This is a genomic window from Gloeocapsopsis sp. IPPAS B-1203, from assembly GCF_002749975.1.
Taxonomy (GTDB): domain Bacteria; phylum Cyanobacteriota; class Cyanobacteriia; order Cyanobacteriales; family Chroococcidiopsidaceae; genus Gloeocapsopsis.
In genome coordinates this window covers 1-21373 of sequence record NZ_PEIG01000007.1, presented here as the reverse complement: position 1 = coordinate 21373, position 21373 = coordinate 1, and the positions used below count along the sequence as shown (strand labels likewise).

The following is a 21373-nucleotide window of genomic DNA, read 5'->3' as shown; positions in this document are numbered from 1 at the left end:
TTCTACTTATCAATGGAAATTTGTAATTTATCCTCTAGTAAATCAATTCTTATTCAACAAACAGCTACCTTATTATTTGATAGTTTTAAAGAACATTGGGCAACTGCGTGGACAAACTTAGATAGTGCTTTACAAGAAGTACACGAATCACTAGCACCAGATAGAATTAGTCGGATTGCAGTTGATGATAATGGTACAGTTTTAGGATGGATTGGTGGAATTAGTCAATACAACGGTAATGTATGGGAACTTCACCCTTTAGTTGTGCATAGCGAGTTTCGCCATCGCGGAATTGGCAGGGCGCTTGTTTTGGATTTAGAAGATAAAGTAAGAGAACGTGGTGGAATTACGCTGTGGGTAGGAACAGATGACGAAGATAATATGACATCTCTTTCAGGCGTTAATCTGTATCCTAAGGTATGGGAACATATCATTAATATTAAAAATTTACGCAATCATCCTTACGAGTTTTATCAAAAATTAGGTTTTACTATTGTTGGTGTAATGCCTGATGCAAATGGCTTGGGAAAGCCTGATATTTATATGGCAAAAAGTTTAAGAAACTAAATACCATGACTTTTACCAATGACCCAGTGACGACGGAAAAAACGAGATAAAGCTGACTCGTCTAAAGATAAGTAAATTGGGCGTCCATGCGGACAAGTACGTGGATTACGGGTACGTTGCCATTGGTTTAAAAGCGCTTGCATTTCTTCTAAATTCAATTCTGTACCATTACGAATCGCACTACGACAAGCGACAGCTACTTGTGCAGTTTGTAAGTCTCCACCCAGACTAAGTTCTAATAATGCCTCGGCACAATCTTTCCGCGTTTGTAACATTGCTGGAATATTGCGGATCGCCCACATTTGTTCGCCAAAAGTCTCTATTTCTATACCGATACGTTCAAGTTGCGATCGCTGTGTCGGCGAAAGATTATTTAAAATAACTGATGGTTCTAAAGCAACAAGTTGCCAGTTATCAACTAATTGTTCGTATAAAACACGTTCGTGCGCAATATGTTGTTCAACTAGCCATAGTCCTCTTGGATGTTCTGCCACGATATAAGTGTTGTTCACTTGGGCAACAGCTTTGAGAATGTAAGTAGGAGGATTGCTGTTGTGAACTACCTCAGCATCCGATTGTATTTGACGATTGAAACTGTAACCGCTGGTAGATTCTGCAGCTTTAATCAGTTTACCAACTCTAGAATTATGTAAAGATTCAGGAATCGTTGCAGGATTAATGCGTAATGCTTGTTCAATTGCTTGCGCAACTTTTTCTTGCCAATAATCAAGATGATGTAAATAAATTTCTGCTTTTGCAGGGTGACGATTCCAATTAATTTGATTAGGAGAAACTTGTAGATGTAAAAAACAGACTGGATAGCGATCGCGTGGTAGCGTTCGTGCAGTAGCAGTCAGTATTGTTTGCTCAATCTCTGGTAATTTTACTCTGCGTCCGTTTACTGCAACTTTAATCCAGTCAGGGCGATGACGATGGCAGCGATCAGGTAAGCCTAAAACTAAGTTCAGAAAAGCATGTGTAGCAATCTCATCTTTACAGTTGAATAAATTATCAGGATGAGGAACTTCAATTTTTAGTTCTTGCAAGTCGCTTAAATGCACTTGGCGGAGAATTTGTGGTAAGACATATTGAGATGATTTTCCAGCACTGAGAGTAAACCATTCGCGGTCATCGTGCCAAACTTGCCAAGTAACATGAGGATGACACAATGCAATTTGCTGAATTGTCGTTTGTACTGCTTTCAACTGCTGTGCGATCGCAGGTAATCCTTCGCGGTAGTTTGGTAAATTACCAAATAAATCTGATACAGTCACAACTGTTCCAGGGGCGATCGCTGCTGTTGTCGCTTCTACAATTTCTCCTCCTGTCGCATAAACAACATGCCATCCATCAGATGTTAGGGCAGGGCGACTTAAGATTTCTAATTGTGCTAGTTGTGTCAAACTATGTAATGCTTCACCGCGAAATCCTAAGCTGCTAATTTTCCATAAGTCATCAGAATTACGAATTTTACTAGTACTATGTGCGATCGCTGCTTGCTGCAAATCGGTTAGTTTCATCCCGCAGCCATTGTCTGACACTCGTACCCGCCACTGTTGTGTCCACAAAGCGACGACAATTCGCGTTGCACCTGCATCAAGAGAGTTTTCTACTAATTCTCGTACAACAGCTGCTATTGAGTCTATTACCTCGCCAGCAGCGATTAAATTAATAACTTCTTCAGGTAGAGTGTGAATACTGGATAGCATAGAATCCAGTTTTTTATGAGTTAACAAGAGTACTTAATTAAATATTAGATGTTTTCTTTTAACGTCAGCCATGAATTTTTAAATGCTGAAATTAGCCTGTTCTAATTTCCTGAATATAACTAATTTCATTTGTCATACAATCTAAGCTAGAGTTGAATAAATGTAGCTAACTTTGCTTAGAGATTATCCCGTTCTTATTACTATTTTCTTTTACAGTAACAACAAATCAAGCAATGCACAAAATCAATAGCTAATTAAGTATTTACATAAAAATTAACATACATAGCCTCGAATAATTTGTAAGCATGAGCTTCTTATTCTTCTCCTATGCCTCTGTGACAGCCTGCGGCAAGCTACTACCCGTCTATGTTTCAAAAAATTATAGCCCGAACACGATCGCCATATGTTTTAAAAATTCCAACTATTCCTAAAGAAAGATATTATAAACGTTCATTCTAAAGAAGGATCGTATAGGTTGTATTACTTGATAGATTGCGAAAGAGCAGATAAGAGAGGATTAATGTATGAATAACCCTTTAGGCGGTATCATTCCAGACCAACCACCTATTGATCCCCAGTCTAACGTGCACGAACTTAAATCACGTTTAGAATGGGGAGAGCCAGCATTCACAATTTTAGATATACGCGATCGCAACACATACAATGACGGTCACATTATGGGCGCTATGTCCATGCCAATGGAAGAGTTGGTAGATCGTGCAGGCAGTTCATTAGCAAAAAGTCGTGACGTTTATATCTACGGTGAAACTGATGAACAAACCACTCAAGCTGCACAACAGCTTCGGTCAGCCGGATTTGAACACATATCAGAACTAAAAGGCGGACTTCCAGCATGGAAAGCAGTAGGTGGTCCTACAGAAGGTGTTTTAGAATCCAGAACTCCAGCAGGCGCAGACGACTATAATGTTGTTTCTCGTATGCAAAACCAAGCAGAAACTCAACAAAAGTAAGTCTTCGTGAATGTAAACTTATTCTGCAGAACTGACGTTTATCATAATAGCCATTAACTAATTCTTTGGATTAGAAACGCTCCTATCTCAGTAAGTATGTTTGAGGTAGGAGATTTAGTTTTTTATTTTCAATTATTGGTTTTTTAAAATTCAAGGGAAACAAAAATCTGGAGCGCATAATTGTGGGAAATTCATAATATTAACTTCCCATGTATTAATATTTGCACGCCGAATGATGTGATTATTGGTATCAGCAATGAAGAGGAACGAATCGATACCGCTTAAGCCAGAAGGTTCTGAAAACTTAAGACTCATTGATTCATCTTCGCGCTCGCCTGTGCCGCCTCCTAATACAGTTTCACAAATACCTGTACAAGTATCGACTCGCTTGATTTTATTGTTATAAGTATCTGCTACCCAAAGATAATCTTGAAAGTACTCTACTCCTAAACAGTGTTGTAAGCGTACTTCTGCACCGCTACCATCAACATCACCAAAACCAAATAGCTCGCCGCTACCGCAGATTGTTCTTACTTGTTGTTCTGCTAAATTGATACCACGAACAGAACTAACTTCACTATCTGCAATTAGCAACTCTTTTCCATCAGTCGTAATTCCGCTAGGTTGAGCAAAAGCCGATTTAGTAAGACACCCATCAATACAAGCTTCTGCACCTCTACCAGCATAAGTTGCGATCGTCAATGTTTCTAGTTGTAATTCCCAAATTTGGTGTGCACCTGCCATTGCAATAAACAAAGAGTTACCTATTTGTTGCAAATCCCACGGAGAGTTTAACTTTGTTGTTAATCCAGCACCTCCATGAGGTCGAATATTCTGGCTTTGTTTGCCTGTACCAGCAATTGTTTTGACGACTTGGCGTTGCAAATCAATCTGGCGTATCGCATGATTTTCGGTATCGGCTACATACAATAACTGATTTTTTGCGTCAAATGCCATTCCTTGAGGACTGGAAAACTGTGCTTCGCTAAAACAACCATCCACTAATCCTGATTGACCTGTTCCAATCAAATGCTGAACTTCTCCCTCTAAAGAACTAATAACAAGTCGATGATGACCCGAATCAGTAATAAATAAGCTTGCTGTTGTAGCTAAAACCTTTCCAGGAAAAGCCAAGGGAGTTATCAGCGGTTGGCGTTGTTTCTCTAGCTTCAAACTGAAATTTTGAGCAGAAAATGTTCTTTTTCCTTGATGTTCCTGAACCAACTGCTCTACTATTTGCTCTAAATCATCGCGATGACCTTCACCAGCGACACAGCTAACAACGTAACCTTCAGGATCGATTACCATTAAGGTTGGCCAAGCCCGCACAGCATATTGTTCCCAAACTTCAAAGCCACTATCAATAAGTACTGGATGCTCAATGTCATAGCGTAAGATTGCTTGACGAATATTCTCAACGTCCTTCTCGTTGTCAAACTTGGCCGAATGAATTCCAATAACCGTTAGCTGATCTTGAAATTTTTGTTCTAAGTATTTTAAATCTGGTAAAACATGTAAGCAATTAATACAGCAGTATGTCCAAAAGTCTAAAATAACAACTTGACCGCGTAGTTGCTGTAATGATAAAGGACGATCTATATTTAGCCAAGCTTGATTAGAGGGAAGTTCCGGCGCTCTCACTCGCATAATAATATGCTTTTTGGGTTTTATCTAAGTTATTTGCTAACTGCAAATCGCTATTTGATATAAATAACCTGGAACTGACTGTATAAAATACACAGTGTCAACTCCAGGTTACACTAGCTCTCAAAGTAGATATTGCTTTCAAAAAATACAGAAGCGCTAGAAAGCTTTTGCCTATCTTGCTTAGTTTCTCTCAGCTTTGCTTTGAGCTTCTTCCATAGCAGCTTTCTTATCTGCCTCATTTGGGTTAAATGTGACACCTGTTTGACGTGCTTTAAGTTCCAAGGTTTCAGGAATGTTTTCTCCAAGCTTTTTCAGATTCTTTAAACCTGTATCACCAATAGGACGTTCTGCGCTATCACCAAAATCTTCAGCTTTTTCTTTAATGCGCCTTACGGTATCACTTGTAACAGGATTCTCGTCTACTGACGCAGCAGATGCAGCGTGTGCTTGTGAGAATACACTTTCATTGAAGGCTGGAGCCACCAAAAATGTAATTGCTACCAATACAACTGTGATAACACGACGTAATCCACTGCTCTTCACCCAATTTATCATTGATTTCATTTCTCTCTCCATTCATTTTGGATTCTAACTTTCTAACTCTTTACTTTTTTTGAGATAACATCTTCTCCCTAGGGTTAGAAAGTTTTGATCTTCAAACTCATGGTTTTGAGGAATTACGCAATTGAATGTCTTGCGCCTCCTTAGACCCATGAACAAGCTTTTTTCTTCATCTTCTCTTCAGAATTGGGAAGCCAGGCGAAAGGTGCGGGGTTCCCCTAGTTATAGGAACTAGCGTAGAGTTAGAGAGCAAGAGAGTTTTACTCTAAGCTGTAAACAGATGCTTGCTCAACCTCGACAGCTTCCAAGTTAGGACTAACTTAAGGCAGAACCTTCTCTTGTAAATCTAACTTGAGTTCAAGTTCATCGTCTGCTGCATCTTCTTCGTGTGCTGATTCGACTGTTTCTGGCTGTGGTACAGGTAAATCAATCACTTCCGATTGTGATGGCTCAGACGATGGCAGAATCACTGAACGACGGCGAAAACGATTAAAAAAGCCATCTGGCTGCTTTTTCAAGGGTTTTACACCTTCTAGCGCTGGTGTTGGTGCTAACGGTGATGACGTTAATGGTTCAACATCAGAAGAACTTTGCGGTTCTGGAGGTTCAACAGGAATAGTTTGTTTCGGTGCAGGAATTATAAGTTCTTCAGGAACTGTTTCTGTGTCTGGAATCTCACTCTCTTCAGGTACTTCTGGTATTAAAGGTGTCTCACTTGGGACAGGTTCAACTTCACGACGCCGAAAGCGATTAAACAAGTTATTTGGTTTAGTTTGTTCAGGTTTCTCTAAATCAGTTTCAAGTTCTTGTTCAGGTTGATTAACTTCTATTTTGTCTAATAGGGGTTGTTCTGGTTTAATTTCTTCTACAGAAGGTAGTTCAGGAACTGGACTAGGTGATGGCGTGGGAGTTGGTTCAATGATTGGAGATTTATAGACATAATTTTGGTCTACAATACCTCGTGCTTCAGCTACCGACAATTGTCCTGTTACAAGTTTTCCTAAGCTGTCTTTTGCAGGCGGCTCATAAGTGATTAACCGAATTGTGTTATTGAAAACGTTGGTTAAAGGTTTGCCTTGTTCGTCAATAAACTCTAACTGAACCCAATTTTTACCAGGTTGGAAACCTCGTAAATAAAGTGGTTGCCAACGCTCAAGAATAAAGCTATCCCCGTTAATTGTACAGCGTATCCGCCAATCAGTAATGTCATTTTGTTGATGTTCCTGAGCAACTAAGTGTAGGGGCGCATTAGTCAAGTAGAAATCGAGAAGAACGGGTTCAGCACTGAATGCTCCTTGAGGAGCGTTATAGGTTAATAGTGGTTTATTAAGTGCAGGAGTGTTGTTATTATCTTTCGCGAAGATATGAAAAGTTGTTTGGGTATAAGCACCTTCATTTTTAAAGCTTTCATCCCAAGGGTAAGTGGCAAAAACTCGCAAAGTATGCGTTCCAGGAGTTAAATCAGAAAAAACCAACGGTTCAGTTAGATTGTAAACATTTGTATAAGGTTGGTTGTCTAAAATAACGTTGAGATGAGGACCTAAATCGAGTTTCTGGTTTTTGAAAATAGGGAAATCTTGAACCTGCAAGCGGACATTAACTGTAGTATCTTGAAAAACTTCGTCTGGCTGTGGACTCAATATTGTTACTTGCGGACGATGATTTTCTAAGCTCTGGTGTAGTTGCTGAATTACTTCTGGTGGAGAGACTTCAGCAATCTTAGTAGGACGTGGTACAGAGTTGAGTTGTGTATCATTGCGATTACGTATTTCTGCAACTGAGCGATCGCTGCAACCAATTAAGCTCACAATAACAAGCCCTGTAAATAAAAATGAAGCAGTCGCTTTAATAAATTTTCGCCACCAATTTATGCCAAACACCCAATTGAACTCCTCGTTTATTAAAAATAAATCTTTCTGCCCTTAGTGCTTAAATATCATCTCCTTTTGATTTTAAGTGTTAGTGACTACTATGCCAGTACACAGAAGCGGATAGTCAAATAGGTAGCAAACATCTATCAAATATAGAGAAATGAATACTGCTCAAAGCTTTGCTAATAAAGACCCTGAGCTTATTGAATGGATATTGAATTTTGCTATTTATTTTTATTAATCTGACGCAATTTTAAACGATAAATTTTACGAATCTTTGAGGTTTGTAAATTATATGAAGATACTATTGACTTTTTTTCCATTGGTTTGAACTTACATAGCAGGACGGACTTACTCTCTAGACTTTTTGAATTATTGTTAAAAAACTTCCAACACTCTGGTAATCATGACCCTATAATTCATCAGAAAGCACTTTCCACGGGCGACCTTCATGACTGGTTCAGCCTAACCCTAAATTTTAGGAAGATTGGGCAACTCAGTCAGAAGACAGCTAGTGGTGTTCCACAAGTTCTGTTTCCTTGTCTAGAGAGGAGAGTCTAAATGACGATGAGTCCTCCGGAGCGAGAGGAAAAAAAGGCAAGGGTTATCGTCGATAACGACCCGGTACCAACCTCATTTGAAAGATGGGGACAACCAGGTCATTTTGACCGCACCCTAGCTAAAGGTCCCAAAACCACTACTTGGATTTGGAACCTACACGCCCTCGCCCATGATTTTGATACTCATACCAGCGACCTAGAAGACATCTCGCGCAAAATCTTTGCAGCGCACTTCGGTCAGTTGGCTGTGATCTTCCTCTGGTTGAGCGGCATGGAGTTTCATGGCGCTCGCTTTTCAAACTACGAAGCTTGGCTGAGCGATCCAATTGGTATTAAGCCAAGTGCGCAAGTTGTTTGGCCAATTGTTGGTCAAGACATTCTTAATGCTGATGTTGGTGGTGGTTTCCACGGCATTCAAATTACCTCTGGCTTATTCCAAGTTTGGCGTGCTGCTGGTTTTACAAATTCCTTCCAGTTGTACGTAACGGCAATTGGTGGTCTAGTGGCAGCAGCTTTAATGCTCTTTGCTGGCTGGTTCCACTACCATAAGCGCGCTCCTAAACTGGAATGGTTCCAGAACACAGAGTCGATGCTGAACCACCATTTGGCAGGGTTACTGGGCTTAGGTTGTTTATCTTGGGCTGGACACCAGATCCACGTAGCTTTACCAGTTAATAAGCTATTAGATGCTGGAGTAGCACCAAAGGATATTCCCCTACCTCATGAATTTATTCTGAATAGCAGCTTGATGGCAGAGTTGTATCCTAGTTTTGCCAAAGGATTAACACCCTTCTGGACGTTAAATTGGGGACAATATGCTGACTTTCTCACCTTCAAGGGTGGTTTAAACCCAGTAACAGGTGGTTTGTGGTTGACCGATACAGCGCACCATCACTTAGCTTTGGCTGTGCTGTTCATCGTTGCAGGTCATATGTACCGCACAAACTGGGGCATTGGTCACAGCATTAAAGAGATTCTAGAGAACCATAAAGGTCCCTTCACAGGTGACGGACATAAAGGTCTCTACGAAAACATGACCACATCCTGGCACGCGCAGCTAGGAACAAACCTGGCGATGCTCGGTTCGCTGACAATTATTGTGGCGCATCATATGTACGCGATGCCTCCGTATCCGTACTTAGCAACTGACTACGCCACTGCGCTATCAATCTTCACTCACCATATGTGGATTGGCGGCTTCTTAATTGTTGGTGGAGCAGCCCACGCAACGATTTTTATGGTGCGTGACTACGATCCAGCAGTAAACCAAAACAACGTACTGGATCGGGTGATTCGTCACCGCGATGCGATTATTTCTCACCTGAACTGGGTATGTATGTTCCTAGGCTTCCACAGCTTTGGTTTATACATCCATAACGATACAATGCAAGCTCTGGGTCGTCCGCAAGACATGTTCTCGGACACAGCCATTCAGTTGCAACCCGTGTTTGCACAATTTGTTCAAAATATCCACACCTTAGCACCTGGTTCTACAGCACCTAATGCTCTCGAACCTGTGAGCTATGCTTTCGGTGGTGGTGTGGTTGCTGTAGGTGGCAAAATTGCCATGATGCCGATCGCATTGGGTACGGCGGACTTTATGATCCACCATATCCATGCCTTCCAAATTCACGTTACAGTATTAATCCTACTGAAGGGCTTCCTATTTGCTCGCAACTCGCGTTTGATTCCAGATAAAGCGAACCTAGGTTTCCGCTTCCCCTGCGACGGTCCAGGTCGCGGTGGTACCTGTCAAGTATCAGGTTGGGATCACGTATTCTTAGGCTTGTTCTGGATGTTCAACACCATTGCGATCGCGGTCTACCACTTTAGTTGGAAGATGCAATCGGATGTATGGGGAACCATTGACTCAGACGGTACGATAGCGCATATCACTGGTGGCAACTTTGCCATGAGTGCAAATACCATCAACGGTTGGTTGCGTGACTATCAATGGGCACAAGCAGCCCAAGTGATTCAGTCTTATGGTTCGGCACTCTCAGCATATGGTTTGCTGTTCCTAGGTGCTCACTTTGTTTGGGCTTTTAGCCTCATGTTCCTCTTCAGTGGACGCGGCTATTGGCAAGAACTCATCGAGTCCATCGTTTGGGCACACAATAAACTAAAGGTTGCACCAACAATTCAACCACGCGCACTAAGTATTATTCAAGGTCGTGCGGTTGGAGTAGCTCACTACTTGTTAGGAGCGATCGTGACAATCTGGGCGTTCTTCGAGGCGCGCATAATTTCAGTAGGTTAGCATTTTAGCCATCAGTGACTCAGCGTTTAGGGCGATGTGTTAGCTGATGGCTTAAGGTCAGAGGATTCACTAAACCTATGGCAACAAAATTTCCAAAATTTAGCCAGGATCTCGCGCAGGACCCGACAACACGGCGTCTGTGGTACGGGATTGCTACAGCGCATGATTTTGAGACCCACGATGGAATGACCGAAGAGAATCTGTATCAGAAACTCTTTGCAACTCACTTCGGTCATGTGGCAATCATTTTCTTGTGGACCTCCAGCCTCCTGTTCCACGTAGCCTGGCAAGGTAACTTTGAACAGTGGATCAAAGATCCACTCAATATCCGTCCGATTGCCCACGCAATTTGGGACCCTCACTTTGGTAAAGCTGCAGTTGATGCATTTACCCAAGCAGGTGCAACATACCCCGTTAACATCGCTTACTCTGGTGTTTATCACTGGTGGTACACGATCGGGATGCGGACAAACAACGATCTCTACAGCGGTGCAGTCTTTCTGCTGATTCTTGCTGGAGTGTTCTTGTTCGCAGGTTGGTTACACTTGCAACCAAAGTTCCGTCCTAGCTTGTCTTGGTTTAAGAGTGCAGAGCCTCGCCTCAACCACCACTTGGCAGGTTTGTTTGGCGTTAGCTCGCTTGCTTGGACTGGTCACTTGGTTCACGTTGCTATCCCCGAATCGCGCGGACAGCACGTTGGTTGGGATAACTTCTTAACAACACTTCCTCATCCTGAGGGCTTAAGACCATTCTTTACTGGTAACTGGGGTGTTTACGCTGCTAATGCTGACACTGCCAACCACGTTTTCGGTACATCACAAGGTGCAGGAACGGCAATTTTAACCTTCTTAGGTGGATTCCATCCCCAAACTCAGTCGCTGTGGCTGACTGATATGGCACATCACCATTTGGCGATCGCTGTGATTTTCATCATTGCGGGTCACATGTACCGGACAAACTTTGGAATTGGTCACAGCATCAAAGAGATGCTCAACGCCAAGAACTTCTTTGGTACTAAAACCGAAGGTCAGTTCAACCTGCCACACCAAGGGTTGTACGACACAATCAACAACTCACTACACTTCCAGTTGTCCTTAGCACTTGCTGCATTGGGAACCATCACTTCTTTGGTAGCCCAGCATATGTATGCAATGCCCCCGTATGCCTTTATGGGTCAGGACTTCACTACCCAAGCTGCGCTGTATACTCATCACCAATACATTGCTGTATTTTTGATGGTAGGCGCATTTGCTCACGCAGGTATTTTCTGGGTAAGAGACTACGATGCTGAGCAAAACAAAGGCAACGTCCTTGATCGCGTACTACAGCACAAAGAAGCGATTATCTCGCACTTAAGCTGGGTATCGCTCTTCCTAGGTTTCCATACCTTAGGTTTGTACGTTCATAACGACGTTGTTGTTGCCTTCGGTACTCCTGAGAAGCAGATTTTGATTGAGCCAGTGTTTGCTCAATTCATTCAAGCTTCGCATGGTAAAGTACTTTACGGCTTGAACACCTTGCTATCCAATCCAGATAGCGTTGCTTCTACTGCTGGTGCAGCTTGGCTACCAGGTTGGTTAGATGCAATTAACAACACGACCAATTCGCTATTCTTAACGATTGGTCCTGGTGACTTCTTAGTACACCATGCCTTTGCACTAGGTATTCACACCACAGTTCTTGTTTTGGTTAAAGGTGCTTTAGACGCTCGTGGCTCTAAACTCATGCCAGACAAGAAAGACTTTGGTTATGCTTTCCCTTGCGATGGTCCAGGTCGTGGTGGTACTTGCGACATCTCAGCTTGGGATGCCTTCTACCTATCCTTTTTCTGGGCTTTAAATACGGTAGGATGGGTCACATTCTACTGGCACTGGAAACATCTGGGTATCTGGCAAGGCAACGTAGCACAGTTTAATGAGTCTTCTACATATCTCATGGGCTGGCTGCGCGATTACCTCTGGTTGTACTCAGCACAGTTGATTAACGGTTACAACCCATACGGTATGAACAACCTAGCCGTTTGGTCTTGGATGTTCTTGTTCGGACACCTTGTTTGGGCAACCGGCTTCATGTTCTTGATCTCTTGGAGAGGCTACTGGCAAGAGTTGATTGAAACTCTTGTTTGGGCACACGAACGGACTCCACTTGCAAGCTTGGTTCGTTGGAAAGACAAGCCAGTTGCGATGTCTATCGTCCAAGGTCGTTTGGTTGGTTTAGCTCACTTCACCGTTGGTTATGTCTTAACATACGCAGCGTTTGTTATTGCCTCAACGGCTGGTAAGTTTGGTTAACAGCTTTCTAGAAGATTAACCACATTCCCTCACGATTACAGTGGGGGATTTTTTTTGGCAGAATGCGAGTGCGAACAAATCTGGAGGAGTTAGCAAAATAGCTTTTGTGCAGCTTGTTACAAGCAGTAGCTCTGATCCCTTCGCTGTGTTTATGCTAGTTCTAGAATGAAAAAGTTATTTATATGCTTTAATGGCAAACTCTAGGCTCGCTAAACTTGGTTCCTATCTACGTCCCCATTGGCGAACGTGTACAGTGGGGATTTTGGCTTTATTGGTTGTTAATGGTTTAGGCGTTTATATCCCGCTACTGATTCGTAACATTATTGACACGCTGCAAGTTACATTCAGTTTTGGGCAAGTTATCCAATATGTCGTACTCATTGTTGTTCTGAGTTCCGTCATGTGGGTAATTCGCATGGTGTCACGGGTTGCGCTATTTGGTGTCGGTCGTCAAGTTGAGTTTGACCTCAAACAGAAAATCTTTGAACACTTATTAAAGCTGGAACCATCATATTTTGCGGCAAATACTGCGGGCGATCTCATTAACCGAGCAACAAGTGATGTTGATAATATCCGACGGTTGTTAGGATTTGCTGTTCTCAGCATAGCCAATACAATATTTGCTTACGCCTTAACACTTCCAGTTATGTTGGCGCTTAGCGTACAACTGACATTAGCAGCGATCGTCGTCTACCCAATCATGATGTTTCTGGTGCAGTTGTTTAGCGATCGCCTCCGCAAAGAACAACAACAGGTACAAGAAGAACTCTCAACTGTCAGTGAACTCATTCAAGAAGACATGAGTGGCATTGCCCTGATCAAAATTTACGCTCAGGAGCAAAACGAACGCCGTGCCTTTCGTCACAAAAATCAGCAGTTACTCAACGCAAATCTAAAATTAGCAAAGACACGCAATACTTTATTTCCACTTGTCAGTGGACTTGCCTACGTTAGCTTACTCATCCTCTTGTGGCTAGGTTCAGGACAGTTGATCGCTGGTACTCTTTCTGTAGGTGATTTTATTGCTCTGATACTATACGTCGAGCGACTTGTTTTTCCAACTGCCCTATTAGGATTTACAATCACAGCTTATCAACGTGGCGAAGTCAGTATTGATCGCATTGAGTCCATTTTGACCGTATCACCAAAAATTCAAGACACCGATGAGGCGATCGCAATACCTCAACAAGTCCGAGGTGAACTAGTTGCTAGAAACTTAAACTTTACCTATCCTGGTTCGACAATCCCAGCCTTAAAAGAAGTTAGCTTTAAAATTGCGCCAGGAGAAACTGTAGCAGTTGTTGGACCAATTGGTGCAGGAAAGTCAACGCTTGCAAATGCTATGCCCCGTCTCCTTGATATTGAAGCAGGACAACTCTTCTTGGATGGCGATGATATCACTCAAATCAAACTACAAGATTTGCGCAGTGCGATCGCCTACGTTCCTCAAGATAGTTTCTTGTTCAGCACCACAATTAAAAACAACATCCGCTATGGCGATCCTTTAAGCGAACAAACTGAAATTGAATACAGCGCCAAACAAGCCCAAATTCACCCAGAAATTCTGAATTTTCCGCAACAATATAAAACTATCGTTGGCGAACGCGGAATTACGCTTTCCGGCGGACAAAGACAACGTACTGCTTTAGCAAGGGCTTTATTAGTCGATGCACCTGTATTAATCCTCGACGATGCCTTATCGAGCGTAGACAACCAAACTGCAACCGAAATTCTCAACAATCTTTCACACGGAACACAACGCAAAACGGTTGTCTTTATCTCGCACCAAATGTCCGCTGCAGCAACTGCTGATCGCATCTTTGTCATGGATCAGGGTCGAATTGTGCAAACAGGGACACACGCTGAACTTTTGCAACAGCCAGGACTATACCGTACACTGTGGAATCAGCATCAAATGAAAGAATTACTGCAATAAAGCTTCTCAAAACTAAATCAGTTGCGGCTGCTTAACAGTGATAAAATAATTTTTCCATCGGTTCAGTTGGATACCAGAGGTAACGGGGAAAGCTTGGCGAATTCATTCGCCTCTAGACAAACGAAGTCCACGGAGGTGGACTATATTGATCAAAGTCTTACCAAAAGCGTGTACTTTAGCAAAGGGCATCTGTGATTCATCCAAGAGGACTAGTAAGTCAATCTAACTCAAAACTGAGAACTCAAAATTTAAAGCCAGAATGCCCGCCGAAGGGAGTCTACACCAAGCTGCGATCGCCCAGAAAACAGAACATTTTGTTGTGAATTTATTTCTGCAGAAATCAGCTAGGCATTAATCAAGGATTTATCTGCGAGGTACAGAGTATGTTCAGTAAGCATTTTGCGCCATTTCGGCAACTGAATCCTTTTGTTTTAAGTGCTAGTCTAGGAATTCTATTTTTAAGCACAGCACAACAAGCTTTAGCACACCACGCATTAGGAAGTGAAACTCCGACTAATTTTTTTGAAGGATTTCTTTCAGGTTTAGCGCATCCAGTCATTGGTTTAGATCATTTGGCGTTTGTTATTGCAATTGGTTTCATCGCCGCAGGGCAAATAAACGGCGCTATGATTCCCGCAGGATTCGTTTTAGCCGCACTTGTCGGAACCGCAATTCACTTATTTAGCGTAAATTTACCATTAACAGAAATTGCGATCGCATTATCGGTAGTCATCTTTGGTGCAATGCTAGCGATTCCGCATAAACCCGATTGGATTGTGTTACTAATTTTAGGTGCGATCGCTGGTTTATTTCACGGCTATGCTTACGGAGAAGCAATTATCGGTGCAGGAATGATGCCTTTAGTTGCTTACTTACTAGGATTTAGCTTAATTCAGTATGCGATCGCAATGTTAGCGCGTGCGATAGGTAATTTGATCATTCACAAAACACCAAATCGACAAATCATGCGACTTTGTGGTTTAGCGATTGGCGCAATTGGTATTGTTTTTATGACTAATTTACTCTTTGGGTAGCCACACAAGGAGTTTCCATCGGAACTGGTAAAGAAGAGTTTCTGCTTCAAAGTCCCACTCATTGAGTGAATCACTGTCTTCTTAAGTGGTTTGATATTGTAAAGTATCAATTGTGAGTAAAATTGGTGGATTCAAGGGGCTACCCTTCGAGACTGTTTGTAAGAATTAGATTTAGAATTAAGATTGGCAAAGTTTCTGATCGCGCTCTTTTCCCAATCATTCATAGAAAGCTTCTCACCTTCTCATTCCTGAAAAGGATCTGCATATGGTTCAAATTAGTCGTGAAACTTACGAACAAACCGAACAGAGGCTTTTAATGGTTCTTGCTCAAAGTGACTTCAAAATCCATGAAAGGAGTTACTCTTTTGAAGAGTTTCCTTCAGCCGAATTTTCTATAAAAGCCAAGCAAGATGCCTTAGCAATCATCCGAGATAACGAAGTTTGGAGTCAGCATATATATTCGGGCGCTGCTTCTAAGGAGTTGTTCAAGGTTGTTCCTTCCATTTTGATAGATTTTCTGGTAGCAGTGGTTTTGTGGGTTGATTAGCAAGTCATTTAAAAGCAAAACTGGGAACAGGTGTATTTATAACTTGTGTGGAAAATTTTAGTCGTGGTGGAATCTTCGATTACTGGGGATATCCAATCGAGTTAGCCGAAGAAGTTATTAAGGAAATTCAAGAACTGGTTGACTTAGGAGAAAACTTACTTACTAAGCAATCATCTTTGGAGTTAGACAAGTAAGAGATCGCCACATAACAAATCGCTGAACTGGAACGGAGAATATGTTACTCGACTTGAACCAATCTGTGCTTAATTGGGCATAATAATTTTTGTGGCGCAGTAGTCTTCGCGCAAAAGCTGATGTTGACGCGATTTATATTGCAGCCGCAATCGTTCACGGTATAGATTACCTGCTGAGGTGGAATTGCAAGCACATTGCTAATACTCATATTCAAAGAAAGTTGGCAGAGATTAGTTTTGATTGTGGATATGAGTTACCAATTCTTTGTACACCATATGACAAGAATTACCCATCACCGATTACCGACCTCAACAATTGTGATATTTAATTATGCCCACATACTTACATATAGTGTGTTTATTGTAAATTTAATCGCAAGCCAACTAGTCGCTATCTAAGCTGCGATCGCAATTATTTCTTATGCAATTTTCTTACCCTTAGTCGCCATAGTGCCAAGATCAGCCCCAAAACAACGAATGTTGATGCGATCGCACTTATCAGCCATTGTTTTTCTGTTGGCTGTGGTTGTGGTGGTAACTGTGCCACACTTGGCGATGGTGAAGGCGCGACTCCTGGTGCAACATTCACCTCATAACTTAATTCAAAAGGTTGAAAACTTCCAGCAACTTTAGGGGAACCAGTAAACTGCAATCGATAAGCGCCAGGTTGCGGAAAAACGATTTCAGCAGCAGGAATATTCTCAAAGCGTTCTGCTGAGATGGCTTTCAACGACGGTTCTAGTAACGGCTGAGATGACGATGATTCTGCATAAACTGCTAACTTGCAATCGCACTCAGATAAAGGAATAATTTGTCCTCCCTTACGAGTCAACGCAAACCAAGTCAGTGAAGATTCTCCAGATCGCGGATTATCATTTGGTTCGATGTGTAAAGTTGCACCGACATTCGCAGCAGTTTGAACTTTGTGCGCCAAAATAGGTGTAGCCAAAAATGTGACTATGCCAAGACTACTTATCGTAGCGTAGCGGGGGAGCATAAAACTTCTCCAATGATAATATTGACCAAACCCAGCGCGATCGCACTAACAAGACTCCTAGTGTCAGTAAGCCTAAACCAGCGACCAATAGATAATTACGCCACGTCTGTTGCAAAGTTCCTAAATAATGCGATCCAATCAACACCACATGAATCGCACATAAAACTAAAGCTGGAACACTTAACAAGTGAAGTTGTCGCCAGTGCTTACCCAAAGCTTTTTGCAGACGATCAAAACTCGTAAAAGCTGCTGGAGTCATTAATAGTAAAGCCGTTATTCCACAAGCGATCGCAATTTGATGTTGCGGCAACATAAAAAATACGGCTTCCCAATTCCAACCCAAGGTATGCTGAATTGTGTGACCAACATGAACAAGCGCTAACACAAACGCCCCCACCCCCAACGTACGACGGTATTTTAACGGTTGCGCCCACACACGCCGCAGCGGACGTGCAATCAACGCCAGCATCAAACACAACAATGCACCATGACCTGTAATATAAATTAACCCGTGACCATCACCCGTCCGCACCAGCGTCAACACGCCAATAAAAATCGTTAACCAACCTGCCAAACGATACAACTGGCTGCGCCGATCTGTACCCACAACCGCAGTCGAGACACCTACACCCAACATTGTCGGTGCTGTACCTAAACCAAAAGCAAATAAGATCGCCGCGCCACGCCAAAGACTTCCAGTTTCCGCAGCTTTAATTTGTGCAGCATACAAAAAACCACATGGCATTAAACCCCAAACTATACCTAAAGCTGCTGGTGTCCACCATTTAGTATGAAACGACAGCCTTACCATTGCTGCACTTAAGCGATTGTGTAAATTGCCCTGAGATAATGGATGCAGAAACGGTAAACGTGGCAAAAATTGTGGTTTAACCTGAACAATGCCAAACCAAATCAGCATCAATCCCGTCAAAATTGCTATTCCCTGGCGTAGCCAACTGCCATCTCCCGCCATTTGTCCGCCAGCAATTAAGACAGAACCCAAAGCCCCAATTCCAGCACCCACCAAGGTGTAGCTTAGCAATCTACCCAAATTTAGTAAAAGATGGAATATAAACTGTTGCTGCCAAACAGGAGAAGTTTGCTGCTGCGTCAATGACAATGAAAACGCTGTCGTCAATGGAACACACATTCCTACGCAGTGCCCAAAACTCCCTAGAAACCCCAGGGTTATCATTAACAACAAGTCAACCATTAAATCATTTTTGTGATTGAGTCACTCCAGGAATATTAACAACTTCAGTATCAGAAATTCGCTTTCCATTATCAGCTAAAGCCATATGATTGTTAGCATTTAAACTGACTGTAATCTCGTTTTTTCCTGGTTGTAAATTTTCTAAATAGTACCAAGAGCCATACAAGCGTGTAAGTTTTTGGTTATTAATATAAATATGTCCGTGACCTTCTCCAGGTACAGCTGCTGTATTAACTCTTTCTGGTGCAAATTTAAAATTAGTTACTTTTACTTCTAAGTTATAGCCTTTCATGGTATCTTTATGCACAACTAAGTTAACTGTTGGTACAGCTTGTCCTGAAGGAATTTCCATGATTTGATCGTGGTTATCCGATTGATTATGGTTGCTAGGACTGTGAGAAATAATACTTTGCGTTCTTATATTTCCTGCATGAGTACTAATACTTGTAACACCGAATAATGCAGTGGCTGCAATCAAAATTTTGAGAAGCATTCTTGAAAACAAAACTCAAATCAATAGGGTTAAATAGGTTTCTAAATTTATACCAACTCTTTGACGTTTACTATTAAATTAAAACCTAGATATTGTTCAGCATATTATTTTGATGAATTGGTACTATATCAACACTTATAATTATTTATTGAGTTTGTCAAAAGACAAGCTGTCATACTTGTTGAGGTTAAACTAAAGCAAGGCAAAGTTCGCGAAAGCGATCGCCTCTTTGTTCAAAATTTTGAAATTGGTCAAAACTGGCACACGCAGGCGACAATAACACAACACGGGCATTCGTTTGTGGGGCTAATTCAGCAGATCTTGAGACAGCCCTTTCCATAGTTTCGACGATTTCGTAGTGAGAGTATCCCACATCTTTCAATCGCTGAGCAAAACGAGGTGCAGCGTCGCCAATTAGTAAGACAGCCGCAGCTTTTTCTTGAATTGTTTGCAGCCAACTTGTATCATCACCAGCTTTCGCTTCACCCCCAGCAATTAAAATTACAGGGCTAACTACCGCCGATAAACCCACTTGCGCCGCATCATAATTAGTTGCTTTACTATCATTAATAAAATCAACTCCAGCGATTGTGCAAATGTGTTCCAAACGATGCGGAACACCAGGAAAATTAGTAACGGCTTGAAAAATCGCTTCTTGATCAATTCCTGCTAACCGCGCGGCTGCTACCGCCATCAAAAGATTTTGGTGATTGTGTTCTCCCACCATGCGTAACGCTGAAACTTGCACAATGCGATCGCCTTGAAACACAACCCAACCATCTTCTATATAAGTTCCTTGGGTATTTCCAATTAAATGCGCCTTTCCTTTAACACTCGTCCAATACGCATCTTGCCAATTTGCGCCGATTTCCTTTAAATATGCATCATCGCCATTAAATATTTGCAACTCACTTTGACGCAAAAGCTGAGCTTTAATGTTGTAGTAATTTTCTAAGGTGCAATGACGACTGAGGTGATCTGGTGTAAATGTTGTCCAAATACCAATGCGAGGCGCGATTGAAGACGAAGACTCAATTTGATAGCTGCTAATTTCTGCAATTACCCAATCTAGCGGTTTAGCTGATTCTAAAGCTAATTCACACGCAGCATAACCAATGTTGCCACACGCGGGAGCATTCAGCCCAGTGGTTTGAAAGATTGCTGCAATTAATGCTGTTGTTGTTGTTTTGCCATTTGTACCTGTAACAGCTACCCAAGGATGCGATCGCAGGTTGCGCCAAGCTAATTCCATTTCGCCAATTGTTTCAATACCTTGCTCGCGTGCCGCGATTAATGCTGGAATATCCCAAGGAACACCAGGACTGACAACTACAAGTTGAGTAGAATCATCAACATCGGGATGCCATGAGTAACCGAGTTTAACAGCAATACCCTCACTTTCTAGTCGCGGTTGTTCTGGCGAAGCAGCAGAACTGCGATCGCTCAACGTTACCTCCCAACCTTGCCGTTTTAACAGTTGTGCAGCGGCAATACCGGATTTTCCCAATCCGATCACATGAGCATTCGGCATAAATTGAATGGTAATCGTAACAACATAATCTTACCTGAGAGGGGCGAGTGATGAGTGAATAGTGATTAGTTGTTAGAGTAGTAGCACTAGTTGTCATCGTCCAATAAGTTAAACTACATTCTGAGACGCAAAACCACGACTGAGCTTCAGAATTTAAACTGTATACTGAATTATATTTCTCATTACAGCTAGTAACTAGCAACTAGTCACTAATCACTAGTCACTTCTTCTTCCCATGCGGCTTGAAAAAAATCGCGTTCGCACAACATAGCGTAGCGATATGTTGATTGTGCTAGAGGTGTCATGCTGGTATAGCGATCGCACAAAGATTCTAACTGCATCGCAAGTTGCTCAAACTCAGAACCGCTATAAGTCCGAATCCACTCACTATAAGAATGTTCTGCAATGCCATTTTGTGCTAACTGCTGTCCTAAAAAACCATACAAACACATACAAGGCAACATCGCCACCGCAATCAACCCAACATCACTACCCCAAGCAGTCGCCAATAAAAAATCTGTATAACGCCGCGTCGCAGGCTGCGGTTCTACATTGCGCAAGTCAACATCCCAAGCCTTTGCATAACTTTCGTGCAAACGCAGTTCTTCTAACACGCCATTGGCTAGATTATGAAAAATACTAAACCCTTCCCAATCTGGTGCTTTCGCTGCTGCAATACTATAAGCACGGGCAAAAGCTTCTAAGAAAAAAGCATCTTGTCCTACATAAAATGCAAATTTATGTCGCGCCAGCGTACCATTCCCAATACCTTGAACAAACGGATGTTCTAGACAAGCTTGAGCTAAATCTTGGTTTGCTTGCCACAATTGAGCAGATACCATAAGAAAGATTAGGTAGTAAAAATAGGTGTTGCACAATAAAGTCATGATTAAAGTGGCAGAGGGATAGTCCAATACTTAAGATAATCAAGTAACAAGCGAACGGATGCTTTTAACATTTCAGTAGACTTTGAGTAACACAAAGTTTTGCG

Annotated in this window: 17 protein-coding genes and 2 pseudogenes; 9 read left to right on the top strand and 10 right to left on the bottom strand. The window is 42.1% G+C overall.

Annotated features, from left to right (window positions below; translation table 11 throughout):
- Window positions 1–12: 12 nt before the first annotated feature.
- Window positions 13–567 (top strand): GNAT family N-acetyltransferase, encoded by a 555-nt coding sequence (locus tag CSQ79_RS13790; RefSeq protein WP_099701759.1) that lies wholly within the window; start codon window positions 13–15, stop codon window positions 565–567.
- Here the strand turns inward: CSQ79_RS13790 and mutL are convergent.
- Window positions 564–2276, bottom strand: coding sequence for a DNA mismatch repair endonuclease MutL (gene mutL, locus CSQ79_RS13785; protein ID WP_099701758.1), 1713 nt, complete (start codon window positions 2274–2276; stop codon window positions 564–566). The two genes, CSQ79_RS13790 and mutL, sit on opposite strands and share 4 nt — an antisense overlap.
- 524 nt (window positions 2277–2800) lie before the next feature.
- On the opposite strand from mutL, the gene CSQ79_RS13780 reads away from it, so the two are divergent.
- Window positions 2801–3247 carry a rhodanese-like domain-containing protein gene (locus CSQ79_RS13780; RefSeq protein ID WP_099701757.1) on the top strand — a complete coding sequence of 149 codons (447 nt, stop codon included), beginning with the start codon at window positions 2801–2803 and terminating at the stop codon, window positions 3245–3247.
- A gap of 150 nt (window positions 3248–3397) precedes the next feature.
- Here the strand turns inward: CSQ79_RS13780 and CSQ79_RS13775 are convergent, their stop codons facing one another.
- The 3 genes from CSQ79_RS13775 to CSQ79_RS13765 all read right to left on the bottom strand — a co-directional run bounded on the left by CSQ79_RS13775 (window position 3398) and on the right by CSQ79_RS13765 (window position 7335).
- Complete coding sequence (locus CSQ79_RS13775) at window positions 3398–4900, bottom strand: thioredoxin-like domain-containing protein (protein WP_099701756.1); 1503 nt, start codon at window positions 4898–4900, stop codon at window positions 3398–3400.
- A 174-nt stretch (window positions 4901–5074) separates the two neighbouring features.
- Window positions 5075–5458: a hypothetical protein gene (locus CSQ79_RS13770; protein WP_099701755.1), complete on the bottom strand. Its 384-nt coding sequence runs from the start codon at window positions 5456–5458 to the stop codon at window positions 5075–5077.
- Window positions 5459–5775: 317 nt separating this feature from the next.
- The gene (locus CSQ79_RS13765) at window positions 5776–7335 is read right to left on the bottom strand and encodes a hypothetical protein (protein ID WP_289501124.1); all 1560 of its coding nucleotides are present in this window, start codon (window positions 7333–7335) and stop codon (window positions 5776–5778) included.
- Between the two features lie 552 nt (window positions 7336–7887).
- On the opposite strand from CSQ79_RS13765, the gene psaA reads away from it, so the two are divergent.
- The 7 genes and pseudogenes from psaA to CSQ79_RS13735 all read left to right on the top strand — a co-directional run.
- Window positions 7888–10146, top strand: a complete 2259-nt coding sequence (gene psaA, locus CSQ79_RS13760) for a photosystem I core protein PsaA (RefSeq protein ID WP_099701754.1) — start codon at window positions 7888–7890, stop codon at window positions 10144–10146.
- Window positions 10147–10223: 77 nt separating this feature from the next.
- Window positions 10224–12437: a photosystem I core protein PsaB gene (gene psaB, locus CSQ79_RS13755; protein WP_099701753.1), complete on the top strand. Its 2214-nt coding sequence runs from the start codon at window positions 10224–10226 to the stop codon at window positions 12435–12437.
- A gap of 190 nt (window positions 12438–12627) precedes the next feature.
- Window positions 12628–14373, top strand: coding sequence for an ABC transporter ATP-binding protein (locus CSQ79_RS13750; protein ID WP_099701752.1), 1746 nt, complete (start codon window positions 12628–12630; stop codon window positions 14371–14373).
- A 383-nt stretch (window positions 14374–14756) separates the two neighbouring features.
- The gene (locus CSQ79_RS13745; RefSeq protein ID WP_099701751.1) at window positions 14757–15407 is read left to right on the top strand and encodes a HupE/UreJ family protein; all 651 of its coding nucleotides are present in this window, start codon (window positions 14757–14759) and stop codon (window positions 15405–15407) included.
- Between the two features lie 265 nt (window positions 15408–15672).
- Window positions 15673–15954, top strand: a complete 282-nt coding sequence (locus tag CSQ79_RS27790; RefSeq protein ID WP_289501123.1) for a DUF6196 family protein — start codon at window positions 15673–15675, stop codon at window positions 15952–15954.
- Window positions 15955–16001: 47 nt separating this feature from the next.
- Complete coding sequence (locus tag CSQ79_RS27785) at window positions 16002–16148, top strand: DUF6196 family protein (RefSeq protein WP_289501122.1); 147 nt, start codon at window positions 16002–16004, stop codon at window positions 16146–16148.
- 86 nt (window positions 16149–16234) lie between these two features.
- Window positions 16235–16477, top strand: a pseudogene (locus tag CSQ79_RS13735) (hypothetical protein); the annotation flags it as partial.
- Between the two features lie 83 nt (window positions 16478–16560).
- Here the strand turns inward: CSQ79_RS13735 and CSQ79_RS13730 are convergent.
- From CSQ79_RS13730 to CSQ79_RS13705, 6 genes and pseudogenes are all read right to left on the bottom strand, one after another.
- A complete protein-coding gene (locus tag CSQ79_RS13730) occupies window positions 16561–17145 on the bottom strand; it encodes a hypothetical protein (RefSeq protein ID WP_099701750.1) in 585 nt (194 codons plus the stop codon).
- Complete coding sequence (locus tag CSQ79_RS13725) at window positions 17117–18358, bottom strand: urease accessory protein UreH domain-containing protein (RefSeq protein WP_099701749.1); 1242 nt, start codon at window positions 18356–18358, stop codon at window positions 17117–17119. Before CSQ79_RS13725 ends, CSQ79_RS13730 begins: the two co-directional genes overlap by 29 nt.
- A gap of 4 nt (window positions 18359–18362) precedes the next feature.
- Complete coding sequence (locus tag CSQ79_RS13720) at window positions 18363–18851, bottom strand: hypothetical protein (protein ID WP_099701748.1); 489 nt, start codon at window positions 18849–18851, stop codon at window positions 18363–18365.
- A 187-nt stretch (window positions 18852–19038) separates the two neighbouring features.
- Window positions 19039–20382, bottom strand: coding sequence for a UDP-N-acetylmuramoyl-L-alanine--D-glutamate ligase (murD, locus tag CSQ79_RS13715; protein WP_099701747.1), 1344 nt, complete (start codon window positions 20380–20382; stop codon window positions 19039–19041).
- Between the two features lie 209 nt (window positions 20383–20591).
- On the bottom strand, window positions 20592–21224 hold the full coding sequence (locus CSQ79_RS13710) for a TenA family protein (protein WP_099701746.1): 633 nt from the start codon (window positions 21222–21224) through the stop codon (window positions 20592–20594).
- A 47-nt stretch (window positions 21225–21271) separates the two neighbouring features.
- A pseudogene (locus CSQ79_RS13705) lies at window positions 21272–21373 on the bottom strand (IS1 family transposase); the annotation flags it as partial.